This is a genomic window from Aeromonas sp. R7-5, from assembly GCF_040908015.1.
Classification (GTDB): domain Bacteria; phylum Pseudomonadota; class Gammaproteobacteria; order Enterobacterales; family Aeromonadaceae; genus Aeromonas; species Aeromonas caviae.
This window is the reverse complement of sequence record NZ_JBFOCZ010000033.1, coordinates 711,557-732,754: the sequence shown is the minus strand read 5'-3', so window position 1 is coordinate 732,754 and position 21,198 is coordinate 711,557. Positions and strand designations below refer to the sequence as shown.

The window sequence follows — 21,198 nt, the reverse complement described above, 5'->3', positions numbered from 1 at the left end:
ATGATTCACATACTCTTTGCCATTCTGGTGCTGGCCCTGCTTGCCCTGGCCTTCGGCATTATTCTCGGCTTTGCCGCCGTCAAGTTTCATGTGCAGGCCGACCCCATCGTCGATCAGCTCGATGCCCTGTTGCCCCAGACCCAGTGCGGCCAGTGCGGTTACCCGGGCTGCAAACCTTACGCCGAAGCCCTGGCCAATGGCGACAAGATCAACAAGTGCGTGCCCGGTGGCGACGCCACCATGCGCAAGATTGCCGACCTGATGGGGGTCGAGCCCCAGTCTCTGGACGGCGGTGAAGACGCGGCAATCCCCGTCAAGAAGGTGGCCTTCATTCACGAAGACATGTGCATCGGTTGCACCAAGTGCATCCAGGCCTGTCCGGTCGACGCCATCCTGGGTGCCACCAAGGCGATGCACACCGTCATCGCGGCCGAGTGCACCGGGTGCGACCTCTGCGTCGACCCCTGCCCGACCGACTGTATCGAAATGATCCCGGTGCCGACCACGGTCGACAACTGGAAATGGGATCTGGCCAAGGTCGTCATTCCGGTCAAGATAGTGGAATAAACAGCGGAGTAACCATGCAGCATCTGCTCGAACGCATCAAAGCCGGCACTCTGTGGGATTTTCACGGCGGCATCCATCCCCCCGAGAACAAGCACCAGTCCAGCCTGACCCCCGTCGTTGACGCGGGCCTTCCCCCCCAGCTCATCATTCCGGTGCGCCAGCACGCGGGTCCGGCCGGCGAACTGCTGGTGCGGGTGGGGGACAAGGTCAAGAAGGGGCAACCCCTCACCCGTTTTGACAAGGGGCGCATCGTGCCGGTGCACGCTTCCACCTCGGGCACCATCACCGCCATCGAACAGCACACGGTGGCGCACCCCTCCGGTCTTGACGATCTCTGCATCCTCCTCACCCCGGACGGAGACGATGCCTGGGGCGAGCGCACACCCCAGCCTGACTACTGGAACCTGGAGCGGGGGGCGTTGCTCGAGCGCATCCAGCAGGCCGGCATCGCCGGGCTCGGCGGCGCCGTCTTCCCGACCCACAGCAAGCTCGACGGCCGTGGCCAGCTCACCGAAATTCTCATCATCAACGGGCTGGAGTGCGAACCCTACATCACCACGGATGACAGGTTGATGCAGGAGTACGCCGACGAGATCATGGACGGCATCCGGGTACTCAAGCACCTGCTCAAGCCCAAGCTCACCCTGATCGGGGTGGAAGACAACAAACCGGCGGCCATCGAGGCCCTGACCCGCCATGCCAGCGACGCCGACGTGCTGGTCAAGTCGGTACCGACCAAGTACCCCTCCGGCGGCGCCAAACAGACCATAGAGCTGCTCACCGGACGCCAGGTGCCCAAGGGAGGCCGGGCGGTCGACATGGGCATCATGGTGCTCAACGTCGCCACCGTCTTTGCCATCAAGCGCGCCATCATCGATGGGGAGCCGCTCATCGAGCGCATCGTCACCCTCACCGGCGACGCCTTCAAGAAACCCGGCAATGCCTGGGTGCGTCTGGGCACGCCGGTACGCTGGCTGCTCCAGCGTTTCGAGCTGCAACCGGAGGCGGATCAGCGGGTCATCATGGGGGGCCCCATGATGGGCTTCACCCTGCCCCACGCCATGGTCCCCGTGGTCAAGGCCACCAACTGCCTGCTCTCCCCCACCCGTGCCGAGCTGCCGCCCCCCGGCCCGGAACAGGCCTGCATCCGTTGCAGTGCCTGCGCCGATGCCTGCCCCGCCACCCTGCTGCCCCAGGAGCTTTACTGGTACAGCCGGGTCAAGGAGTACGACAAGGCCGAGAAGCTCAACCTCTTTGACTGTATCGAGTGCGGCGCCTGTGCCTGGGTCTGCCCGAGCGAAATCCCCCTGGTGCAGTACTACAAGATCGCCAAGGATGACATCCGCGAGGCCCGTGCCGAGGCCGAGAAGGCCGAACGTGCCAAGCAGCGCTTCGAGGCCAAGCAGGCTCGCTTCGAGCGTGAGAAGGCGGCTCGCGAAGCCCGCCACGCCGAAGCCGCAGCCCAGCGTCGCCAGGCCATGACGACGGCCGGGGGCGAAGATCCGGTCGCCGCCGCCCTGGCCCGCATCAAGGCCAAACAGGAGACGGCCCAGGTGGGCGTGAGCACACCCGCACCGGACAACGAGGCCATGATTGCCGCCCGTGAGGCGCGCAAGCAGGAGGCCATCGCCCGTCGTGCCGCCAAGGCCGCCAATGGCGAGGGCAATGGGCTGGCTGACACCCCGGCACCAGGGGAGCAACATCCCAAGGCAGAGCTGGATCCCAAGAAGGCAGCCATCGCCGCCGCCCTGGCACGGGCCAAGGCCAAGAAAGCCGCCCAGGCGCAAGGTGACGGGCCGGTGGTCGCAGGTGAGACATCCGTGAACACAACCGATAACGCCGTTGAGGCCCCGGCCGCCGCATCCGAGCCCGCCGCCGAGGTGGACCCCAAGAAGGCGGCCATTGCCGCCGCCATCGCCCGGGCCAAGGCCAAGAAGGCTGCTCAGGCGCAAGGTGATGGGCCGGTGGTCGCGGGTGAGACATCCGTGAACACAACCGATAACGCCGTTGAGGCCCCGGCCGCCGCATCCGAGCCCGCCGCCGAGGTGGATCCCAAGAAGGCGGCCATTGCCGCCGCCATCGCCCGGGCCAAGGCCAAGAAGGCTGCTCAGGCGCAAGGTGACGCACCGGTGGACGCGAGTAACACCTCCGCGAACACAAGCGATAATACCGTTGAGGCCCCTGCCGCCGCATCCGGACCCGCCGCCGAGGTGGACCCCAAGAAGGCGGCCATTGCCGCTGCCATCGCCCGGGCCAAGGCCAAGAAAGCCGCCCAGGCGCAAGGTGACGCACCACTGGACGCAGGTGGCATCTCCGCAAACACAAGCGATACCGCCACCGTCGAGGCCCCTGCCGCCGCATCCGGCCCCGCCGCCGAAGTGGACCCCAAGAAGGCGGCCATTGCCGCTGCCATCGCCCGGGCCAAGGCCAAGAAGGCCGCCCAGGCGCAAGGGGATGGGCCAGTGGTCGCGGGTGAGACATCCGTGAACACAAGCGATAACGCCGTTGAGGCCCCGGCCGCCGCATCCGAGCCCGCCGCCGAGGTGGATCCCAAGAAGGCGGCCATCGCCGTCGCCCGGGCCAAGGCCAAGAAAGCCGCCCAGGCGCAAGGGGACACGCCGGTGGACGCGGATAAGACATCCGTGAACACAACCGATAACGCCGTTGAAGCCCTGGCCGCCGCATCCGAGCCCGCCGCCGAGGTGGACCCCAAGAAGGCGGCCATCGCCGCCGCCATCGCCCGGGCCAAAGCCAAGAAGCTGGCGGCCGAGGCTGCCTCCTCCCCTTCGACCGACAAGAGCCACTGATCCATGTTCAATATCGCGAGTGCGCCTTTTGCCCACAACCGCAAACAGACCCAGACCCTGATGGTGCTGGTGATCCTGGCCTGCCTGCCCGGCTTCCTGGCGCAGACCTGGTTCTTCGGCTGGGGGACCCTGATCCAGATCCTGCTGGCGCTGGTCACGGCCCTGGGTTCGGAGGCCCTGGTCCTTCGCCTGCGCAGCCGCCCCGTCAAACCGGCCCTGCTGGATGGCAGCGCGGCGCTCACCGCCGTGCTCATCGGTCTCTCCCTGCCCCCCCTGCTGCCCTGGTGGATGCTGGTGCTGGGCACGGCGTTCGCCATCATCATCGCCAAGCATCTCTATGGCGGGCTCGGTCAGAACCTGTTCAATCCTGCCATGGTGGCCTATGTGCTGCTGCTGGTCTCCTTCCCGGTCCAGATGACCAGCTGGCTGCCCCCCTCCAGCATCGCCGCCTACGACATCGGCTTCGCCGATGCGGCCTCGGTGATCTTCACCGGCTTCAGCCTCGACGGCTACAGCATGCTGCAGCTCAAGCAGGGGGTGGATGGCCTGACCATGGCCACGCCGCTGGATACCTTAAAGACCGGGCTGACCCAGGGGCTGACCGCCACCGAAGTGATGACCCACAAGGTCTTCGAGGGCTGGGGTGGCATCGGCTGGAGCTGGGTCAACCTCGGCTACCTGCTGGGAGGCCTCTTCCTGCTCCAGCAGAAAGTGATCAACTGGCGCATTCCGACTGCCGTGCTGGGCGCATTGCTGCTCGCTGCCACCCTGGGCTATCTGGCAACCCCGGATGCCACCGCCACCCCCATGCTGCACCTGTTCAGCGGTGCCACCATGCTCGGGGCCTTCTTCATCGCCACCGATCCGGTGAGTGCCAGCACCACCGCAAAGGGGCGCCTCGTCTACGGTGTGCTCATCGGCGTGCTGGTCTATGTCATCCGCCGTTTTGGCGGCTATCCGGATGCCTTCGCCTTCGCCGTGTTGCTGGCCAACCTGTGCGTTCCCCTGATTGACAGTCTGACCCGCCCCAAGGTCTATGGAGCCCGTCGCAAATGAACCCCCATCTGAATTGCCGCAGACGCGAGACAGGGAGCCTCCCATGTTGAAAAGCATGCGCAAGAATGGCCTGACCCTGGCCCTCTTTGCCCTCGGCTGCACCGCCATGGTGGTGCTGACCAACGAACTGACCCGGGATCGCATCGCCCACCAGCAAGAGCTGGAGAAGCTGCGCACCCTGCAGGCCCTGCTGCCCGAGGGGAGTTATGACAACGATCTGGTGGCCAGTTGCAAGCTGGTCAGCAGCCGGGAATACCTGGGCAGCGATGAGCCCATGCCCCTCTATACCGCCACCCTCAAAGGGGTGCATACCGGCTACGCGCTGGAAACCGTGGCCCCCGATGGTTACAGTGGAGCCATTCGCATGGTGGTCGGCACCGATGCAAAGGGGGCCGTCAGCGCGGTCAGGGTGCTGGCCCACAAGGAAACCCCGGGGCTTGGTGACAAGATCGAGCTGAAGAAATCCAGCTGGATCGAAAGCTTCACCGGCAAGTCCCTCACGGCCGACAACGACGCCACCTGGGCGGTGAAGAAGGATGGCGGCGAATTCGACGCCTTCACCGGAGCCACCATCACCCCGCGGGCCGTGGTCAAGGCGGTTAAAAATTTGCTGAGGCTGCAACAGGAGCACCCCGAACTGCTGCACGATGCCCCCTCCTGCCATACCAACCCCTAACGCCGGAGCACACGCTATGGAACAAGTCGACGTGATTGACACGGCCAGCCAACCCACCGGGGAAAGTGGCCGCCGCGAAGAGCTCAAGGAGCTGATGCTGCAGGGACTGTGGAAGAACAACCCCTCCCTGGTGCAGGTGCTGGGGCTCTGCCCCACCCTGGCGGTCTCCTCCACCTTTACCAATGCGTTGGGGCTCGGCCTTGCCACCATGGTGGTACTGGTCTGCTCCAACCTCGCCGTCTCCCAGGTGCGCAACTGGGTGCCCAAGGATATCCGCATCCCGGTCTACGTGATGATTATCGCGGCCCTGGTGACCAGCGTGCAGCTGTTGATGAACGCCTACACCTACGGCCTCTATCAGGCGCTCGGCATCTTCATCGCCCTCATCGTCACCAACTGCGTCATCATCGGCCGCGCCGAAGCCTATGCCTCCAAGAATCCGCCCCTGCTTGCCGCCCTCGACGGCTTCATGATGGGGCTGGGCTTTACCCTGGTGCTGCTGGTACTGGGGGGCCTTCGCGAGATCATCGGCATGGGCACCCTGTTTGACGGTGCCGAGCTGCTGCTGGGTGACTGGGCCAAGTCATTGCGCGTCGAGCTGTTCCACGCCGACGCCAGCCTGCTGCTGGCGATCCTGCCCCCCGGCGGCTTCATCGGCCTCGGTTTGATGATCGCCGGCAAAAACGCCATCAACGACTGGATGGGCCGCAAGCAGAGTGCCGAGAAGGCCCACTGCACCGTGCCGGCGGCGGGCGCCCGCACGACCCAGCTCTGAGACAAGAGAGATCCATGAACAACCAGAAACGCAGGCTGATCCTGGAGCGGTTGCGCGATGACAACCCCCATCCCACCACAGAGCTCAACTTCACCACGCCCTTCGAGCTGCTCATCGCCGTGCTGCTCTCGGCCCAGGCCACCGATGTCAGCGTCAACAAGGCCACCGACAAGCTCTATCCGGTGGCCAACACCCCCCAGGCCATGCTGGATCTGGGGGTGGACGGGGTCAAGGAGTACATCAAGACCATTGGCCTCTTCAACACCAAGGCCGAGAACGTCATCAAGACCTGCGCCATTTTGCTGGAGCGCCACGGTGGCGAGGTGCCGGAGAATCGCGAGGCCCTCGAGGCCCTGCCCGGCGTCGGCCGCAAGACGGCCAACGTGGTGCTCAACACCGCCTTCGGCTGGCCCACCATCGCCGTCGACACCCATATCTTCCGGGTCTCCAACCGCACCGGCTTTGCCGTGGGCAAGAACGTCGATCAGGTGGAGGAGAAGCTGCTCAAGGTGGTCCCCGCCGAGTTCAAGCTGGACGTGCACCACTGGCTCATCCTGCACGGGCGTTACACCTGTCTCGCCCGCAAGCCCCGCTGCGGCTCCTGCATCATCGAAGATTTGTGCGAATACAAAGAGAAGGTCTATCCCGAGAGTTGATCTGCAGGCCTCTGCGGATCCGGTTTCGGGCCATGGATTCAAGGCAGTACCAATCCACCAACCCGGAGAATTGAGCAATGAGAATTCTGCATACCATGTTGCGCGTCGGCGATCTGCAACGTTCCATCGACTTCTACACCCGAGTGCTGGGCATGACACTGCTGCGCAAGAGCGAGAACAGCGAATACAAGTACACCCTGGCCTTCGTCGGCTACGGCGACGAGAAGGATGAAGCCGTCATCGAGCTCACCTACAACTGGGGCGTGAGCGAGTACGAGCTCGGTTCCGCCTATGGTCACATCGCCCTGGAAGCGGACGACATCTATGCCACCTGCGAGGCGCTGCGCGCCGCCGGCGCCAAGATCACCCGCGAACCGGGCCCGGTGAAGGGCGGCACCACAGTCATCGCCTTCGTGGAAGACCCGGACGGCTACAAGATTGAGCTGATTGCCAAGAAAGACGCCGGTACCGGCCTGGGCGCCTGAGCCCACGCCGCCTGGCGGTGAGAAAAACAACGGGGCCCAGGGCCCCGTTTTCATTGGCTGCAACCACCGTCAGGCCAGACGGAAGCGCCCCATGCTCTGGCGCAGACCCGCCGCCAGCTGGCTCAGCTCCAGACAGGCTTTGGCGGTATGATCCGCGCCGGTCGCGACCTCGTTGGAGGAGTCGTTGATGCGCGCCACGTTGCGGCCCAGCTCATCGGAGACCGCATCCTGCTCGCCACAGGCACTGGCAATCTGGATCGCCATGTCGGCTATCTGGGCCACCGCCTCTTCAATCTGACGAATGCCCGCACTGGTGCGTTCGCTCTGGCTCACGCACTGGCGGATCATCTCGCAACTCTGGCCGGTCACCGACTTCGCCCGATTGGCACGGGCCTGCAGGGTCTCGATGATGGCGACGATTTCGCCGGTGGAGGCCTGGGTACGCCCCGCCAGGGTGCGCACCTCGTCGGCCACCACCGCAAAGCCGCGCCCCTGCTCACCGGCACGGGCCGCCTCGATGGCGGCATTGAGTGCCAGCAGGTTGGTCTGGTCGGCAATGCCGCGAATGACATCCACCACCAGGTTGATCTGGGCGGACTCTTTCTCCAGTTCACTCACCAGGTTGCCCGCCTGCTCCATCTCACCGGCCACCCGGGTGATGGCATCCAGGGCCCCCTGCACATCCTGACTACCGCGGCGAGCCAGGGCATTGGCGGAGCTTGCCGACTCCGAGGCCACCTCGGTGTTGCCCGCCACATCCGCTACCGTCGCCTTCATCTGGGCCATGGCGGTGGCAACCTGGGCTATCTCCTGCTGCTGGCTCTGGATCCCCTGGGATGATTGCTCGGAGACCGCGCTCACCTCCTCGATGGCGGCCCCCAGCTGGGTCACGGCGGCGGCCACCTCCTCGATGAGCCCACGCAGGTTGTCCTGCATCTTGAGGGAGGCGCTGGCCAGCATCCCCAGTTCGTCCTGCCCGATGTGCTGGCGATCCAGCCGATGGGTCAGATCCCCCAGGGCGATGGCATTGGCCTGGGCCACCACGGCTTGCAGGGGCAGACAGATCTGGCGGGTGAGGAACCAGGTCATGACCCCCATGAAGATCAGCAGGGTCGCGATGCTCACCACGGCAAAGGTCATCACCATGGTGACGCTGCCAAGCAGACTGCCACGGTTCTCTTCCACAAAGCCAAGATTCACCTTCACCAGGGCACGCACCGCCAGCTCCAGCTCGGTGTAGAGTCCGTTCGAGCGAAACAGCGCCTCCCTGGCCTCATCCCTGCTGCCCTGGAACAACAGGGCATCCACCTGGTTGACGGCCCCCAGATATTGCAGCCACTGCTGCTTGACGCGGTTGAAGGCCTGGCGTTCATGCTCGGCCACCACGGTTGCCTCGTAGGCATCCATGACCTGCTGCACCTTGCCCAGGCTCTCCTGGATGCGGGCGCGGCGAACCTGCCTGTCGACGGCATCTTCCACCATCAGCAGGGCAAACTGGGCACGGCGCACATAGGAGACGTCATAGAGCAGGTTGTCCACCGAGAGCACGCTTGGCAGGGTGGAGTCGGTGAAGTTCAATACCCGATCCCGAATGTCCCGCAGTTCGGTGGCGAGAAACAGGCCGAAGACGGCGTTGATGACGGCAATGACCGCAAAGACGGCGGCAATCTTCTTGCCGATGGAGAGATGCTTGTAAGACATGTTGGCTGGTGATCCTCGACTGCAGATGTGCAGTGACACAATGATCACATCCGTGTAAGCGGTGACCCGAGACTCCTGACGGGAAATGACGATGGGAGCGAAGAGAGGGGATCCCTTGCTTCCCGCTCGCCCCACGCCGGGCCTTGTGCCCGCCACGAGGCTGCCAGCACAGGAGCGACCAGCTCGACGCAAAACTTGAGCCGATTGCCACAATCGGTCCGCCGTCATGGACAAAGCAGGGGCCAGGTTATGTAATGGCCGCTCGTCTCTCCCCATTCCTGTCTTCAGAGGCCCCATGGACAACGTATCGACCCTCTCCCCTTCCTGGTCTGTCCAACTGCGCGAGCAGATAGCGGATCGCCCCCTCATCGCCCTGGGGCTGCTGCTCGCCCTGGTCGCCGTGCTGCTGCTCCTGGTGCAGAGTCTCGTCATGCTGGCAGCAGGAGAGATCACGCCCGGGGTACGCTATGGCCTCATCGGCGGCGCTGCGGGTTTTGCCGCCACGGCGCTGGGCGCCCTGCCTGCCCTGTTCCTGCGCGCCGTCCCCCAACGGGTGGAAGATGCCATGCTGGGGTTCGCCGCCGGCATGATGCTGGCGGCGAGCGCCTTCTCCCTGCTGCTGCCGGGGCTCGAGGCCGCCGAGGGGATCACGGGTGACGGCTTCTTCGCCGCCGCCGTGGTGGTGGCCGGCATGACCCTCGGGGTGCTGCTGATGCTGGGACTGGATCAATTCACCCCTCACGAGCACGACAAGACCGGCCCCTGTGGTCCCGGCCATGAGAACTGCTCACGGGTCTGGCTGTTCGTCTTCGCCATCGCCCTGCACAACCTGCCCGAAGGCATGGCCATCGGGGTCAGCTTCTCCCAGGGGGACATGACGGTGGGACTGCCCCTCACGACCGCCATTGCCCTGCAGGACATTCCCGAAGGACTGGCGGTGGCGCTGGCCATGTGCGCAGCCGGTTTTCGCCCGCCGGTGGCCGTGCTGGTCGCCATCGGCAGCGGCCTGCTGGAACCGCTCGGCGCCCTGCTCGGGGTCGGACTCGCCAGCGGCATGGCCATCGCCTACCCCATCGGCCTCGGGCTCGCGGCCGGTGCCATGCTGTTTGTGGTCTCCCACGAAGTGATCCCGGAAACCCATCGCAACGGCCACCAGACCCACGCCACCCTGGGTCTCATGGCGGGTTTCGCCCTGATGATGACCCTCGACACCGCGCTCGGCTGATCACCCCCCTCAAGCCCCGTGCTCCCGGTGACGACAGCGCGAACCCCTTGAAATAAGAGGGGGAAATCGCCTAATGTTGAGCCCCCGGCGCCCTTTGACTGGTTGATGTACGGCGCCTGAATCCCATCGGAAGCCTGCCCGGATGACCCTCAGGATAATCCTGCTGCTGTGCCTGCTTGTCCTCACCACCAGGGCCATTGGCGCCACCGAGGTCTTTCATACGGCCGCACAACAGGCGTCGTCCCCCAAGTACGTGACGCTCCCCGACGGGCATGTCGGCGGGATCTGCGTCGATCTCTTCCGGCTCATGGAAGCGAGGGAGCCTGCCCTTCGCATTGAGGGAGATCAGCGCTTCCTGCCGCTGCGACGGCTGGAAAAGAAGGTGCAGCACGGCCAGCTGGACTTCATCTGCGGCGTGGGAGAGAGCCCGGCCAGGCGGGATCACTTCATCGTCCTGACCCCCGCCATCTTCACGGTGCGCTACCACCTGGCGGTGCGCCGTGACGATCCCGTCGAGATACGCAGCTGGCAGGATGTCAGGGCCCTCGGCCAGGCGGGCATCATCCTCATCAACCATGGCAGCGGTGCCATCGCCCGGCTCCAGGACATCGGCGGCCTCATCATCGACAGCGGCGGGATCAGCAACCAAGCCAACTACGAGAAGTTGTTGATGAAGCGCGGCCGTTTCATCTACTACCGCTCCCCGGGGTTTGAGTCCGACTTGCGCGAACAGGGGCTGGCCGACAAGATCCGCATCCTCCCCACCGTGATGGAAGAGACTCCCTTCTACATCCTGTTCCATCGCCACAGTGCCCCAGAGCGCCTGACCCTGTTTGCCAACACCCTGCAACGGCTCGCAGACAGTGGTGAACTGGCCGCCCTGGCCAGACGCTACCCCTGACCCCCCATCCGCGCCATCGCAATGCTCGGCGCCACCGCCAAGTTTTGCTATCATCCACGCCAACTTTTTCGGCCCAGCGGCCATCGAGACGAGGTAGATGATGAAAGTAGGTATTATCGGCGCCATGGAGCAGGAAGTAGCCCTGCTGCGCAGCCAGCTGAGCGAGCCCACCACCCTGCAACTGGGCGGCTGCGAGTTCTATCAGGGCAAGCTGGCCGGTAAAGAGGTGATCCTGACCCGCTCCGGCATCGGCAAGGTCGCCGCCAGCGTCGCCACCAGCCTGCTGCTGGAGAAGTTCGCTCCCGATTGCGTCATTAACACCGGTTCCGCCGGCGGCTTCGCCCAGGATCTGCACATCGGTGACGTGGTCATCGCGAGCGAGATGCGCTTCCACGACGTGGACGTGACCGCCTTCGGTTACGAGATGGGCCAGATGGCCCAGCAGCCCGCCGCCTTCCCCTGCGACGAAAAACTCATCGCCCTGGCACAAGCCTGCATTGCCGAGCAAGGCAAGCACCAGACCAAGGTCGGGCTCATCTGCACCGGCGATCAGTTCATGTGCAAGCCGGACGCCATCGCGAAAGCCCGTGCCGACTTCCCGCAGATGCTGGCGGTGGAGATGGAAGGGGCCGCCATCGGCCAGGTGTGCCACATGTTCAAGGTGCCCTATCTGGTGGTACGGGCCATGTCGGACATCGCCGGCAAGGAGCAGGTGGAATCCTTCGATGCCTTCATCGAGGTGGCGGGTCAACACTCCGCCGAAGTGATCATCGCGCTGCTCGGCAAGCTGTGATCGACGCCCCCTCCTGGGATGCCCTGATGACCGTCCTCGCCTCCACGACGGCGGGCATCATGGTGGGGGCCGCCCTGCTGGAGGTCCTGCTGCCCTGGCCCGCACGCTTTCGACCCGGCGCAGCCGTGCCTCTGCTCACCCGCCTCGGCCAGAAGGTCTATCGCCCCGACGGCACGCCACGCCAGCAGAGCCAGGCCGGGCTCCTTGCCCTGCTGGTGGTCTGGGTGCCCTGCGCAGCCGGTCTCTGGGCGGTGCGCAATCTCTCCCTGTCCGAACCCCTGTTCGACCTCCTGTTCCTGCTGCTGATGCTCGAATCCCGCCCCTTGCGGGAACTCGCCCGGGGGAGCCGCGCCCTGGCGACCCAGGAGACGCTGGTCGTAGCGAGGCTGCAGGTCGCCCCCTGGCTCAAGCGGGAGACCGGCAAGCTCTCGGTGATGGGGTTGAACAAGGCGGTGAGCGAGACCTGCGTACTGCGCCTCGTGGGTCAGTGGGCCGCCCCCCTGCTGGGTTTTGCTCTGGCCGGGGTACAGGGTGCCCTGCTGGTGCGGCTCGCCCAGTTGACCCATCTGGCGTGGAACCCCAAGCAGAACGCGTTCGTCCACTTCGGCCGCCCGGCTGCGGCGCTCTATCAGGGTTTCTGCGCCCCCGCCATCCTGCTGCTGGCACTCCCCCTGTGCCTGACCCAGGTGCGCGGGCTGGGCAACAGAGTGCGGCCTGCGCTGCATTGGCCCCATCCCGCCATGGGGGTCCTGCTCGCGCTGCTGGCCCGGGCGACGGGCAGCCGACTCGGCGGCCCCCGCTACTATCAGGGCCAGCTGGTGCGCTTTCCGGTATTTGATGAAGGGAGCGAACCCGATGCCAACCTGCCCCTGCGCCTGCTGCAGCGTCTGCAACTGACCGGCTGGGGCTGGCTCGGGCTCTCGCTGCTCCTGACATGGATGGCGCTCAATCATGGCTGATCGCGTTTCCCTTCGTGCCCTGGGCCTGCTTGTCTGCCTGCTGGGCACCTCACTGTGCGCCATGGCTACCCCGCCGCAGCGCATCGTGAGCCTCACTCCCCATCTGACGGAACTGCTGTTCGATATCGGCGCCGGGGATCGCGTGGTCGCCACCGACGATGCCTCCGATTACCCCGCCGAGGTGGCCAACCTCCCCCGGGTGGCCAACTATCGCAGCATCAACCTCGAGGCGCTGCTGGCCCAGAAGCCGGATCTGGTAGTGGCCTGGCGCTCCGCCCAGGCCCGCATGCTGGGCCCGGTCGAGCGCCTCGGCATCCCCGTCTTCTACTCGGAGCCCACCAACTTTGCCTCCCTGGCCACCGAGATGCGCAGCCTGGGGCACCTGCTCGGGCTCACGTCCAGGGCCGACGAGCAAGCCCGCGCCTATCTGACCCGGCTCGACGCCCTGGCTGCGCGCTACGGCGAGCCCAAGCCCCTGTCTGTCTTCTATCAGCTCTGGTACCCGCCGCTCACCAGCGTCAATAATTCGACCTGGCCGGGGCAGGCCATCACCCTCTGCGGCGGACGCAACATCATGGCGAATACGGGAGCAGCCTACCCCCAGGTCGGGCTGGAGCAGGTGATCAAGGCCAATCCCGGGCTTATCCTGGCTGGCGGCCAGGATCCTTCCGTGCTGGATCACTGGCGGCAGTGGCCCATGCTGGACGCCGTCAAACACCAACGGCTCGCCCTCATCAACGCCGATGAACTGCACCGCTTCACCCCCCGCGCCCTCAACGCGGTGGAGCAGATATGCGAGGCGATCGCCGGGACCAGCACGCCAACTCCTTGATGGCGCCTGCGTCACGGCGATGCTCTCTCCCATATCGCTGGTTATGGCATAAAATATGCTTTTGAATCTAACAGACACTCACTTCATAACGGGACCATGACATGTTCAACGGCAAAACGATCCTGATCACCGGGGGAACCGGCTCCTTTGGCAAGAAGTTCATCGAGGCTGTCCTCTCCCTCTACACGCCAAGCCGATTGATCGTCTACTCCCGTGATGAACTCAAGCAGTTCGAGATGCAGCAGCGTTTCAATCACCCCTGCATGCGCTATTTCATCGGTGACGTACGGGATGCCGAGCGCCTGGACATGGCTATGCACGGCGTAGACTTCGTGGTACATGCCGCCGCCCTCAAGCAGGTGCCTGCCGCCGAATACAACCCCATGGAGTGCATCAAGACCAACATCCATGGTGCGGAAAACGTCATCAAGGCGGCTCTCAATAACGGGGTCGAGAAGGTGATCGCCCTCTCCACCGACAAGGCGGCCAATCCGGTCAACCTGTATGGCGCCACCAAACTCTGCTCCGACAAGCTGTTCGTCGCCGCCAATAATATGGCGGGCAAGCACCCCACCATTTTCTCCGTGGTACGTTATGGCAACGTGGTCGGCTCCCGGGGCTCTGTGGTGCCCTTCTTCGATCGCCTGATCAAGGAAGGGGCCAGCAGCCTGCCCATTACCCATGCCGAGATGACCCGTTTCTGGCTCACCCTGCAACAGGGGGTCGAGTTCGTGCTGACCAACTTTGCCCGCATGAAAGGGGGGGAAGTGTTCGTTCCGAAGATCCCGTCGGTACGCATCACGGATCTCGCCAGCGCCATGGCGCCGGACTTGCCCCAGGAGATCATCGGCATCCGTCCGGGCGAGAAGTTGCACGAGGTGATGTGTCCGGCTGACGACTCCTACCACACCTATGAATTTGACGACTATTACGTCATCGCTCCCAGCATCACCTTCACCAGCCGAAACAATGACTTCGCCGTCAATGCCCTGGGTGACACCGCGGTGCGGGTCGAGCACGGCTTTGAATACAATTCCCTCAATAATCGCCACTTCCTGTCGATAGAGGAATTGAAAGTCATGAATCAGCAGGTGCTCGCCGAATGATCCCCTATGGACGCCAATCCATCACAGATGAAGATATCGAAGCCGTCGTCGCCGTGCTGAAGTCGGACTACCTCACCCAGGGTGAGGCGGTCCCCGCCTTCGAACAGGGATTAGCCGACTACTGCCAGGCTCCCCACGTGATCGCCTGCAGCAACGGCACCACGGCCCTGCACCTTGCCTGCGCCGCGCTGGCGCTGGGCGAACAGGATTGGGTCTGGGTTTCCGCCATCAGTTTCGTCGCCTCCGCCAACTGTGCCCGCTATTGCGGCGCCCAGGTGGATTTCGTCGACGTGGACTCCGCAACCGGCAACCTCTGCGTGACGGCGCTGCGCGAGAAGCTGCAACAGGTTCAGGGCAGCGCTCGTCAGCCGAAAGCCCTGGTCGCCGTGCATCTCGCGGGCCAGCCCTGCGATCTCGCCGAGATAGGCGCCCTGTGCCGAGAATATGGCGTGTCCCTCATCGAAGATGCCTGCCATGCCCTGGGAGCCCGTTATCAGGGAGAGCCCATCGGCAGTTGTGCCCACAGCGACATGACCGTCTTCAGCTTCCATCCGGTCAAGCCCATCACGACCGGGGAAGGAGGCGCCGTCACGACTCGCAGTGCCGAGCTGGCCGCGAGACTTCGTCTCTATCGCAGCCATGGCATCACCCGGGATCCGGCGCAGTTGACCGTCGACACTCCGGGGGGCTGGTACTACGAGCAGCAGGTACTCGGCTTCAACTATCGCCTGACCGACATCCAGGCGGCGCTGGGAAGCAGCCAGCTCGCCCGCCTGCCGCAGTTCATTGACAGGCGCCGGTTGTTGGCTGCCCGCTACGACGAGCTGCTGACCCGACTGCCGGTCGAGCCCTTGCACCAGGGGCATGACAGACTCAGTGGCTACCACCTCTATGTGATTCGGGTGCAAGACCGGGATGAGGTGTTTGCCCGCCTGAGAGACGCCGGTATCGGCGTCAACGTTCACTACATGCCCATTCCGGCCCAACCCTATTACCGTGATCTCGGCCACGACCCTGCCAACTATCCAGGCGCCCAGGCCTATTATCGACAAGCCATCAGCCTCCCCCTGTTCCCCGGCCTCTCCCTGGCCGAGCAGGATCAGGTCGTTCAGACCCTGGAGTCGGTGCTATGCGCCTAGCACTGGGTACGGTCCAGTTCGGGCTCGATTACGGCATCAGCAACCGCGCAGGCGAAGTGCAGGATCAGGAGCTCGACGCCATTCTGGCCCTGGCCCGCAAGCTGGGTGTGAATACCCTGGACACGGCCCAGGCCTACGGCAAGGCCGAGGCGAGGCTCGGGATGTGCAACACCGCCGACTTTCAGGTCATCACCAAGCTCTCACCCAATATCGATGCCGCAGATCTGACCCCCTCTTTGGAGGCCAGCCTGCAACGACTGGCTCGCCCCAGTGTCGAGGGCTTGCTGCTGCACCGCAGCCAGGACGCCAGTCCGGCCCTGTTCGAGCGGCTGGCAGACCTTCAGCATCAGGGCAAGGTGGGCAAGGTGGGCGTCTCTGTCTACACCCCCGAGGAGCTGACACGTTGGCTCGAGCAGGGTTATCCCCTGGAGCTGGTGCAGCTCCCCGCCAATCTGCTCGATCAGCGTTTTTTGCGCGCAGGCTGGTTCGATCGGTTGCAGGCCATGGGGTGTGAAATCCATGTGCGCTCCCTCTTCCTGCAAGGCCTGTTATTGATGCAGCCAACCCTTCGTCCCCCTTATTTTGACGCCTTCAGCGAACCGCTCTCGCGACTGGATGGGTGGCAGCCCCATCTCTCCCTCCTCCACAAGGCGCTTGCCCTGATCCCGGCCCTGCCCCAGGTGAGCCGCTTTGTGGTCGGCGTCTGCCACGCACACGAGCTGGCAGCGATTGCATCTGCCTATGCCCATCTGCATCCTGCTCAGGCCGCCGAACTGGCAACCCTCGCCTGCGACGAGCCGGCCCTCATCAACCCTGCCATGTGGAGAACATCATGATCCTCGGGATCCTGCAGGCCAGAGCCAACTCCAGCCGACTGCCTGGCAAGGTGCTCAAGCCTCTGCTCGGCGAGCCCATGCTCGCCCGCCAGATAGAGCGGCTCAAACGTTCCGCCAGGCTGGATCAATTGGTGGTCGCCACCAGCGATCAGCGCGAGGATGAGGCCATCGCGGCGCTTTGCGCCGAGCTGGACGTTCCCTGTTTCCGTGGCCCGCTGGACGATGTGCTGCTGCGTTTTCATCTCGCGGCCCAGCCCTTTGGGCCCAGCCAGATTGTCAGGCTCACCGGGGATTGCCCCCTCGCGGATCCGACCCTTATCGACGAGCTTATCGCGCTTCATCTGGACGGTGGCTACGACTACAGCAGCAACTGTTGGGAGCCCAGCTACCCGGATGGGCTGGATGCCGAGATCTTGAGTGCCGCCACCCTCGATTTGCTCGCCGAACGTGCGCACACCCGGACCGAACGTGAGCATGTGACCTACTACATCCGCCAGCATGCGGATGCGTTCAAGATTGGCACATTGAGTCGCACCCCCAGCCTCGCCCACCTGCGCTGGACGGTGGACGAACCCGCCGACTTCGCCCTGATCGAGCAGATATATCTGCGCCTCTACCCGTCCAATCCGGCCTTTGCCACCGACGACATTCTCGCCCTGCTGGCTCGTGAGCCGCAGTTGGCAACCCTGAACACTCAACATCAACGCAATGAGGGGCTGGCAAGCTCGCTGGCCAAGGAGAACCACTCATGAGTTCACGTTACCAGCATTCACTGACCCTGTCGGCCCGGGCCGAGCAGAGCATTCCCTTAGGGTCCCAGACCTTCTCCAAGAGCCGGCTCTGCTTTCCCTATGGCGCAGCCCCGCTCTTTATCGAGCGCGGCCAGGGCGCCAGGGTGTGGGATGTGGATGGCAACGAGTACCTGGATTTTGCCAGCGGCCTGCTCGCCATCAGCCTGGGCTATTGCGATCCGGATGTGAACCAGGCCGTGATGGAGCAGCTCAACCTGGGCTCCATCTTCTCCCTACCCCACCGCCTTGAGACCGAGGTCGCCGAACAGCTGATCGAGCTCATCCCTTGCGCCGAGATGGTTCGCTTTGGCAAGAACGGCACCGACGCCACCTCCGCCTGCATCCGCCTCTCCCGCGCCGTCACAGGGCGAGAGCGTGTCGCGGTCTGCGGCTATCACGGCTGGCAGGACTGGTACATCGGCTCCACCACCCGCCATCTGGGGGTCCCGGAGTGCGTGCGCGAGCTCACCCACCGCTTCGACTACAACGACCTGGACTCCCTCAAGGCCCAGCTGGAAGCCCACCCCGGTGAGTTTGCCGCCGTGATCCTGGAGCCCATGAACGTCGCCTGGCCCGCCCCGGACTTTCTGCCCGGTCTGCGCCAGCTGTGCGATGAACACGGCGCCCTGCTGGTCTTTGACGAGACTATCACCGGCTTTCGCTTCCACCTCGGGGGTGCGCAGACCCTGTTTGGCGTCACCCCGGATCTGGCCGCTTTCGGCAAGGGCATGGCAAACGGTTTTCCCATCTCCGCCGTGGTGGGGCGCCGCCAGTACATGCGCCGCATGGAGGACATCTTCTTCTCCGGTACCTTCGGCGGCGATGCCATCGCCCTGGCGGCGGCGAACGCCGTGATCGGCAAGATGCGTCGGCTCAACGTACCAGCCAGGCTGGCCGAGCGAGGCCAGAAACTGCTGGATGGGCTCAACGCACTGCTGGAACAAGTGAACGCCCCACGCTGGCTGCAAAGCGCGGGTCATCCGAGCTGGAGCTTCCTGCTCATCGGCGACTCCCCCAACCATTCCAGCTGGCTGCTCAAGAGCTACTTCATCCAGGAGCTGTGCAAACGGGGCATCCTCAGTCTCGGCAGCCACAACCTGAACCTTGCCCACAGCGAAGAGAACGTCCAAACCCTGCTGGCCGTCTATGCCGATATCCTGCCGGCGCTTATCCGGCTGGATGCGGACAAGGCCATTCATCAGGCCCTGGATGGCGAACCCATCCAGCCGGTGTTCAAGGTGCGTTGAGTGCTGCCACTCTGGATCTTCAGTGAAGGGGACAGGGTCCGGGGCCTGGGACACCTCAGCCGTTGCAGCGCCTATGCGCAGGCCTGGCGACAACAGGGGGGCGTCGTCCACTGGGTGGTGGACGGCGATGCGCTTGCCAGCACCCTGCTCGAAGGGGAGTCCGTCAGCTGGGGTCGCTGGCAGCAGCAATCCATCCCCCCGCAACAGGCGGTCGCCATCGTTGACTCCTACTCGGCCAGTCTGGAGACGCTGCAGAGCATGGCAGCGGGATTTGTGCGAGTGATGTACCTCGATGACACCGAACGTCTGGACTATCCAGAGGGGATGGTGGTCCATGCCAGCCCCGGTCCCCATGGTGACAAGTCCGGCGCCGCCATCTGGCGGTGGGGGCCGGGCTGGCAACCTTTGCGCCCCCCATTCTGGTCGGTCCCCACCCGAACCAGGTTTGCCGACCGTGTCGAACGCATCTTGATCATCATGGGGGGAACCGACGTGCGCGATCTGACCCCCGGGCTGGTGAGCCGGCTGCGCCAGTCCCACCCTGACATGGAGCTGAATGTTGTCAACCGGGAGCGGGACACCCGGTTGTCGGGATGCCGGCAACATCACCGTCTGGATGCCGAGCAGATGATCGCGCTCATGTCCCACTGCGATCTGGCCATCAGCGCCGCCGGACAGGTGACCTATGAACTGGCACGCTGCGGTCTGCCCGGCATTCTCGTCGGCGTGGCAGACAACCAGCGTCGTCAGCTGGCTGGCTGGTGCGGCCCGGACGCTTTCATGTCGGCTGGGTGGTGGCACGATACCGCCTTGCCCGCCCGGCTGGAGCAAGGATTGACAGCGCTGTCTGCACCGGACGAACGGGCAAGGCGGTCACAGGGGCTGCAGCAACTCATGGCAGGAAACGGCACTCTGGAGGCACTTTCATGGCTCAACCAGAGATGAACCTGCAGCGCCACCTAACGCTGTCCGGTGCCACACTCACCCCCTTCGCCATGCTGGACGAACAACAGAAAATTGCCGTCTGGCAGATGCGCACGCATCCCGACATTGCCCACTGGATGAACAGTGGCGGCGACATCAGCCTGGAGTCGCATCTCGCTTTCATGGCTCGCCAGCATCAGGACACCCGCAACATCAACTATCTCTGCCAGGACAACGCGGGCCCCCTCGGAGTCATCTCCTTGCACAGGCTGGACTGGCACAATCGCCTCGCCTGGCTCGGGATCTATCGCAATCCCTTTCGCCTCGACAAGGGGCTGGGCGCACACCTGCTGAGCGCCGTGAACCAGCTCGCCTTCGACATCGCCCGTCTGCATACCCTCAAGCTGGAAGTCGCAGCAGACAACGAAAGGGCCATCAACGCCTATCTGAGATCCGGTTTTCGCCATGAAGGGGTCTGGCGGGAAGCCGTGTATCGCCCTCAGACATCAAACTATGTGGATCTCGTGCTCATGGGGATCACTGAACAGGAGTGGAATCATTCATGACCCAAACCATGACTCGCACCTTCAATCCGGCGCGATGCTTCATCATTGCCGAACTCTCTGCCAACCACGGCCACTCACTGGAGATGGCGCTGGCGACGGTGCGCTCAGCCAAGGCGTGTGGTGCCGATGCCATCAAGATCCAGACCTATACGGCCGACACCATCACCCTTGATTGTGACAATGAATATTTCCAGATCAATCAGGGCACCATCTGGGATGGCACCACGCTCCACAAACTCTATCAGGAGGCCTATACCCCCTGGGAGTGGCATGCCGCCATCCAGGCCGAGGCCCGCAAAGAGGGGCTCGTCTTCTTCTCTACTCCCTTCGACACCAGTGCCGTCGATTTTCTGGAGACGCTCGACGTCCCTCTCTACAAGATCGCCTCGTTTGAAATCACCGACATTCCTCTGATCGAGTACACCGCCAACAAGGGAAAGCCGATGATTATCTCGACCGGTATCGCGACCCTGGCCGATATTGATGCTGCCGTGCAGGCATGCCGCCGCGTGGGCAATCATGACATCACATTGCTCAAGTGCACTTCTTCCTATCCAGCGCCGGTGGGCGAGGCCAACCTGCTCACCATGCCCAATATGAAGCAGACTTTCGGAGTCGAAGTGGGCTTGTCGGATCATACCCTGGGAGAGGCCGTGGCCATGGCCGCAACCGCCCTGGGAGCACGCGTGATAGAGAAACACTTCATTCTGGACCGCACCCTGGGCGGGCCGGATGCCTCCTTCTCCATGACACCGGATGAATTCGCTCATATGGTCGAGGGAGTACGGCAAGTCGAGGCTGCACTGGGGAATGTCAGCTATCACCTGAACGACAAGACACTGCGAAACCGGCGATTCGCTCGCTCTCTCTTCGTCTGTGAGGACATGAAAGCCGGGGATGCATTCACGTCACGCAATGTCCGCTCCATCCGCCCTGCCGATGGGTTGCCCCCGGTTCATCTTCCATCCCTGCTGGGTCGCCATGCCAGCCAGGATATTCAGGCCGGCACGCCGCTGGCATGGTCATTGATTGTCTGACTACAAGGAACATCCCATGGATCAGAAAAATGTCTTCATGGCGCTGGCGTATCTGGGCTGCAAGCCTGTCTGAACGTGAATCACCTCCGATGGAGGTTTCATCTCTAAAAGGTCTGAGA

21 protein-coding genes are annotated in these 21,198 nt (G+C 63.9%); 20 read left to right on the top strand and 1 reads right to left on the bottom strand.

From position 1 onward, the window contains the following. The 7 genes from rsxB (at position 1) to gloA (ending at position 7,022) form a co-directional block, all read left to right on the top strand. Entirely contained in the window at positions 1-567 is a 567-nt protein-coding gene (rsxB, locus tag AB5Y53_RS18840; RefSeq protein WP_039038676.1) for an electron transport complex subunit RsxB, read from the top strand. Positions 568-581: 14 nt separating this feature from the next. Beyond that, the gene (rsxC, locus tag AB5Y53_RS18835) at positions 582-3,374 is read left to right on the top strand and encodes an electron transport complex subunit RsxC (protein ID WP_368182863.1); all 2,793 of its coding nucleotides are present in this window, start codon (positions 582-584) and stop codon (positions 3,372-3,374) included. Between the two features lie 3 nt (positions 3,375-3,377). Then, positions 3,378-4,430 (top strand): electron transport complex subunit RsxD, encoded by a 1,053-nt coding sequence (gene rsxD, locus AB5Y53_RS18830; RefSeq protein ID WP_319901125.1) that lies wholly within the window; start codon positions 3,378-3,380, stop codon positions 4,428-4,430. A 43-nt stretch (positions 4,431-4,473) separates the two neighbouring features. Further along, positions 4,474-5,106 carry an electron transport complex subunit RsxG gene (gene rsxG / locus AB5Y53_RS18825; protein ID WP_201972213.1) on the top strand — a complete coding sequence of 211 codons (633 nt, stop codon included), beginning with the start codon at positions 4,474-4,476 and terminating at the stop codon, positions 5,104-5,106. A 16-nt stretch (positions 5,107-5,122) separates the two neighbouring features. Beyond that, positions 5,123-5,881 carry an electron transport complex subunit E gene (locus tag AB5Y53_RS18820; protein ID WP_368182860.1) on the top strand — a complete coding sequence of 253 codons (759 nt, stop codon included), beginning with the start codon at positions 5,123-5,125 and terminating at the stop codon, positions 5,879-5,881. A gap of 14 nt (positions 5,882-5,895) precedes the next feature. Continuing rightward, positions 5,896-6,537: an endonuclease III gene (gene nth / locus AB5Y53_RS18815; RefSeq protein ID WP_005302279.1), complete on the top strand. Its 642-nt coding sequence runs from the start codon at positions 5,896-5,898 to the stop codon at positions 6,535-6,537. A 77-nt stretch (positions 6,538-6,614) separates the two neighbouring features. Further along, complete coding sequence (gloA, locus tag AB5Y53_RS18810; RefSeq protein WP_010674310.1) at positions 6,615-7,022, top strand: lactoylglutathione lyase; 408 nt, start codon at positions 6,615-6,617, stop codon at positions 7,020-7,022. A 69-nt stretch (positions 7,023-7,091) separates the two neighbouring features. Here gloA and AB5Y53_RS18805 read toward each other — a convergent pair whose 3' ends face one another. Beyond that, positions 7,092-8,723, bottom strand: coding sequence for a methyl-accepting chemotaxis protein (locus tag AB5Y53_RS18805; protein ID WP_368182859.1), 1,632 nt, complete (start codon positions 8,721-8,723; stop codon positions 7,092-7,094). Between the two features lie 295 nt (positions 8,724-9,018). On the opposite strand from AB5Y53_RS18805, the gene AB5Y53_RS18800 reads away from it, so the two are divergent. The 13 genes from AB5Y53_RS18800 (at position 9,019) to pseI (ending at position 21,079) form a co-directional block, all read left to right on the top strand. After that, positions 9,019-9,948 carry a ZIP family metal transporter gene (locus tag AB5Y53_RS18800; RefSeq protein WP_368182858.1) on the top strand — a complete coding sequence of 310 codons (930 nt, stop codon included), beginning with the start codon at positions 9,019-9,021 and terminating at the stop codon, positions 9,946-9,948. A 142-nt stretch (positions 9,949-10,090) separates the two neighbouring features. Beyond that, positions 10,091-10,849, top strand: coding sequence for a substrate-binding periplasmic protein (locus AB5Y53_RS18795; protein ID WP_368182857.1), 759 nt, complete (start codon positions 10,091-10,093; stop codon positions 10,847-10,849). Between the two features lie 100 nt (positions 10,850-10,949). After that, positions 10,950-11,642 carry a 5'-methylthioadenosine/S-adenosylhomocysteine nucleosidase gene (mtnN, locus tag AB5Y53_RS18790; RefSeq protein WP_010674306.1) on the top strand — a complete coding sequence of 231 codons (693 nt, stop codon included), beginning with the start codon at positions 10,950-10,952 and terminating at the stop codon, positions 11,640-11,642. A 26-nt stretch (positions 11,643-11,668) separates the two neighbouring features. Beyond that, positions 11,669-12,601 carry a cobalamin biosynthesis protein gene (locus tag AB5Y53_RS18785; protein WP_368182855.1) on the top strand — a complete coding sequence of 311 codons (933 nt, stop codon included), beginning with the start codon at positions 11,669-11,671 and terminating at the stop codon, positions 12,599-12,601. Continuing rightward, positions 12,594-13,433 carry a cobalamin-binding protein gene (locus AB5Y53_RS18780; protein WP_368182854.1) on the top strand — a complete coding sequence of 280 codons (840 nt, stop codon included), beginning with the start codon at positions 12,594-12,596 and terminating at the stop codon, positions 13,431-13,433. The genes AB5Y53_RS18785 and AB5Y53_RS18780 overlap by 8 nt, the downstream gene beginning before the upstream one ends. 101 nt (positions 13,434-13,534) lie before the next feature. Then, positions 13,535-14,539 carry a UDP-N-acetylglucosamine 4,6-dehydratase (inverting) gene (pseB, locus tag AB5Y53_RS18775; protein WP_010674303.1) on the top strand — a complete coding sequence of 335 codons (1,005 nt, stop codon included), beginning with the start codon at positions 13,535-13,537 and terminating at the stop codon, positions 14,537-14,539. After that, on the top strand, positions 14,536-15,678 hold the full coding sequence (gene pseC, locus AB5Y53_RS18770) for a UDP-4-amino-4,6-dideoxy-N-acetyl-beta-L-altrosamine transaminase (RefSeq protein WP_042015976.1): 1,143 nt from the start codon (positions 14,536-14,538) through the stop codon (positions 15,676-15,678). The genes pseB and pseC overlap by 4 nt, the downstream gene beginning before the upstream one ends. Further along, positions 15,669-16,514 carry an aldo/keto reductase gene (locus AB5Y53_RS18765; RefSeq protein ID WP_319884424.1) on the top strand — a complete coding sequence of 282 codons (846 nt, stop codon included), beginning with the start codon at positions 15,669-15,671 and terminating at the stop codon, positions 16,512-16,514. Before pseC ends, AB5Y53_RS18765 begins: the two co-directional genes overlap by 10 nt. Beyond that, positions 16,511-17,266 carry an NTP transferase domain-containing protein gene (locus AB5Y53_RS18760; protein WP_368182853.1) on the top strand — a complete coding sequence of 252 codons (756 nt, stop codon included), beginning with the start codon at positions 16,511-16,513 and terminating at the stop codon, positions 17,264-17,266. The genes AB5Y53_RS18765 and AB5Y53_RS18760 overlap by 4 nt, the downstream gene beginning before the upstream one ends. Next, positions 17,263-18,552, top strand: a complete 1,290-nt coding sequence (locus AB5Y53_RS18755; RefSeq protein WP_368182852.1) for an aminotransferase class III-fold pyridoxal phosphate-dependent enzyme — start codon at positions 17,263-17,265, stop codon at positions 18,550-18,552. The genes AB5Y53_RS18760 and AB5Y53_RS18755 overlap by 4 nt, the downstream gene beginning before the upstream one ends. Next, positions 18,553-19,497: a hypothetical protein gene (locus AB5Y53_RS18750; RefSeq protein ID WP_368182850.1), complete on the top strand. Its 945-nt coding sequence runs from the start codon at positions 18,553-18,555 to the stop codon at positions 19,495-19,497. Beyond that, positions 19,479-20,042, top strand: a complete 564-nt coding sequence (pseH, locus tag AB5Y53_RS18745) for a UDP-4-amino-4,6-dideoxy-N-acetyl-beta-L-altrosamine N-acetyltransferase (RefSeq protein ID WP_368182848.1) — start codon at positions 19,479-19,481, stop codon at positions 20,040-20,042. Before AB5Y53_RS18750 ends, pseH begins: the two co-directional genes overlap by 19 nt. Continuing rightward, positions 20,039-21,079 (top strand): pseudaminic acid synthase, encoded by a 1,041-nt coding sequence (pseI, locus tag AB5Y53_RS18740; protein ID WP_368182847.1) that lies wholly within the window; start codon positions 20,039-20,041, stop codon positions 21,077-21,079. Before pseH ends, pseI begins: the two co-directional genes overlap by 4 nt. Positions 21,080-21,198: the final 119 nt, after the last annotated feature.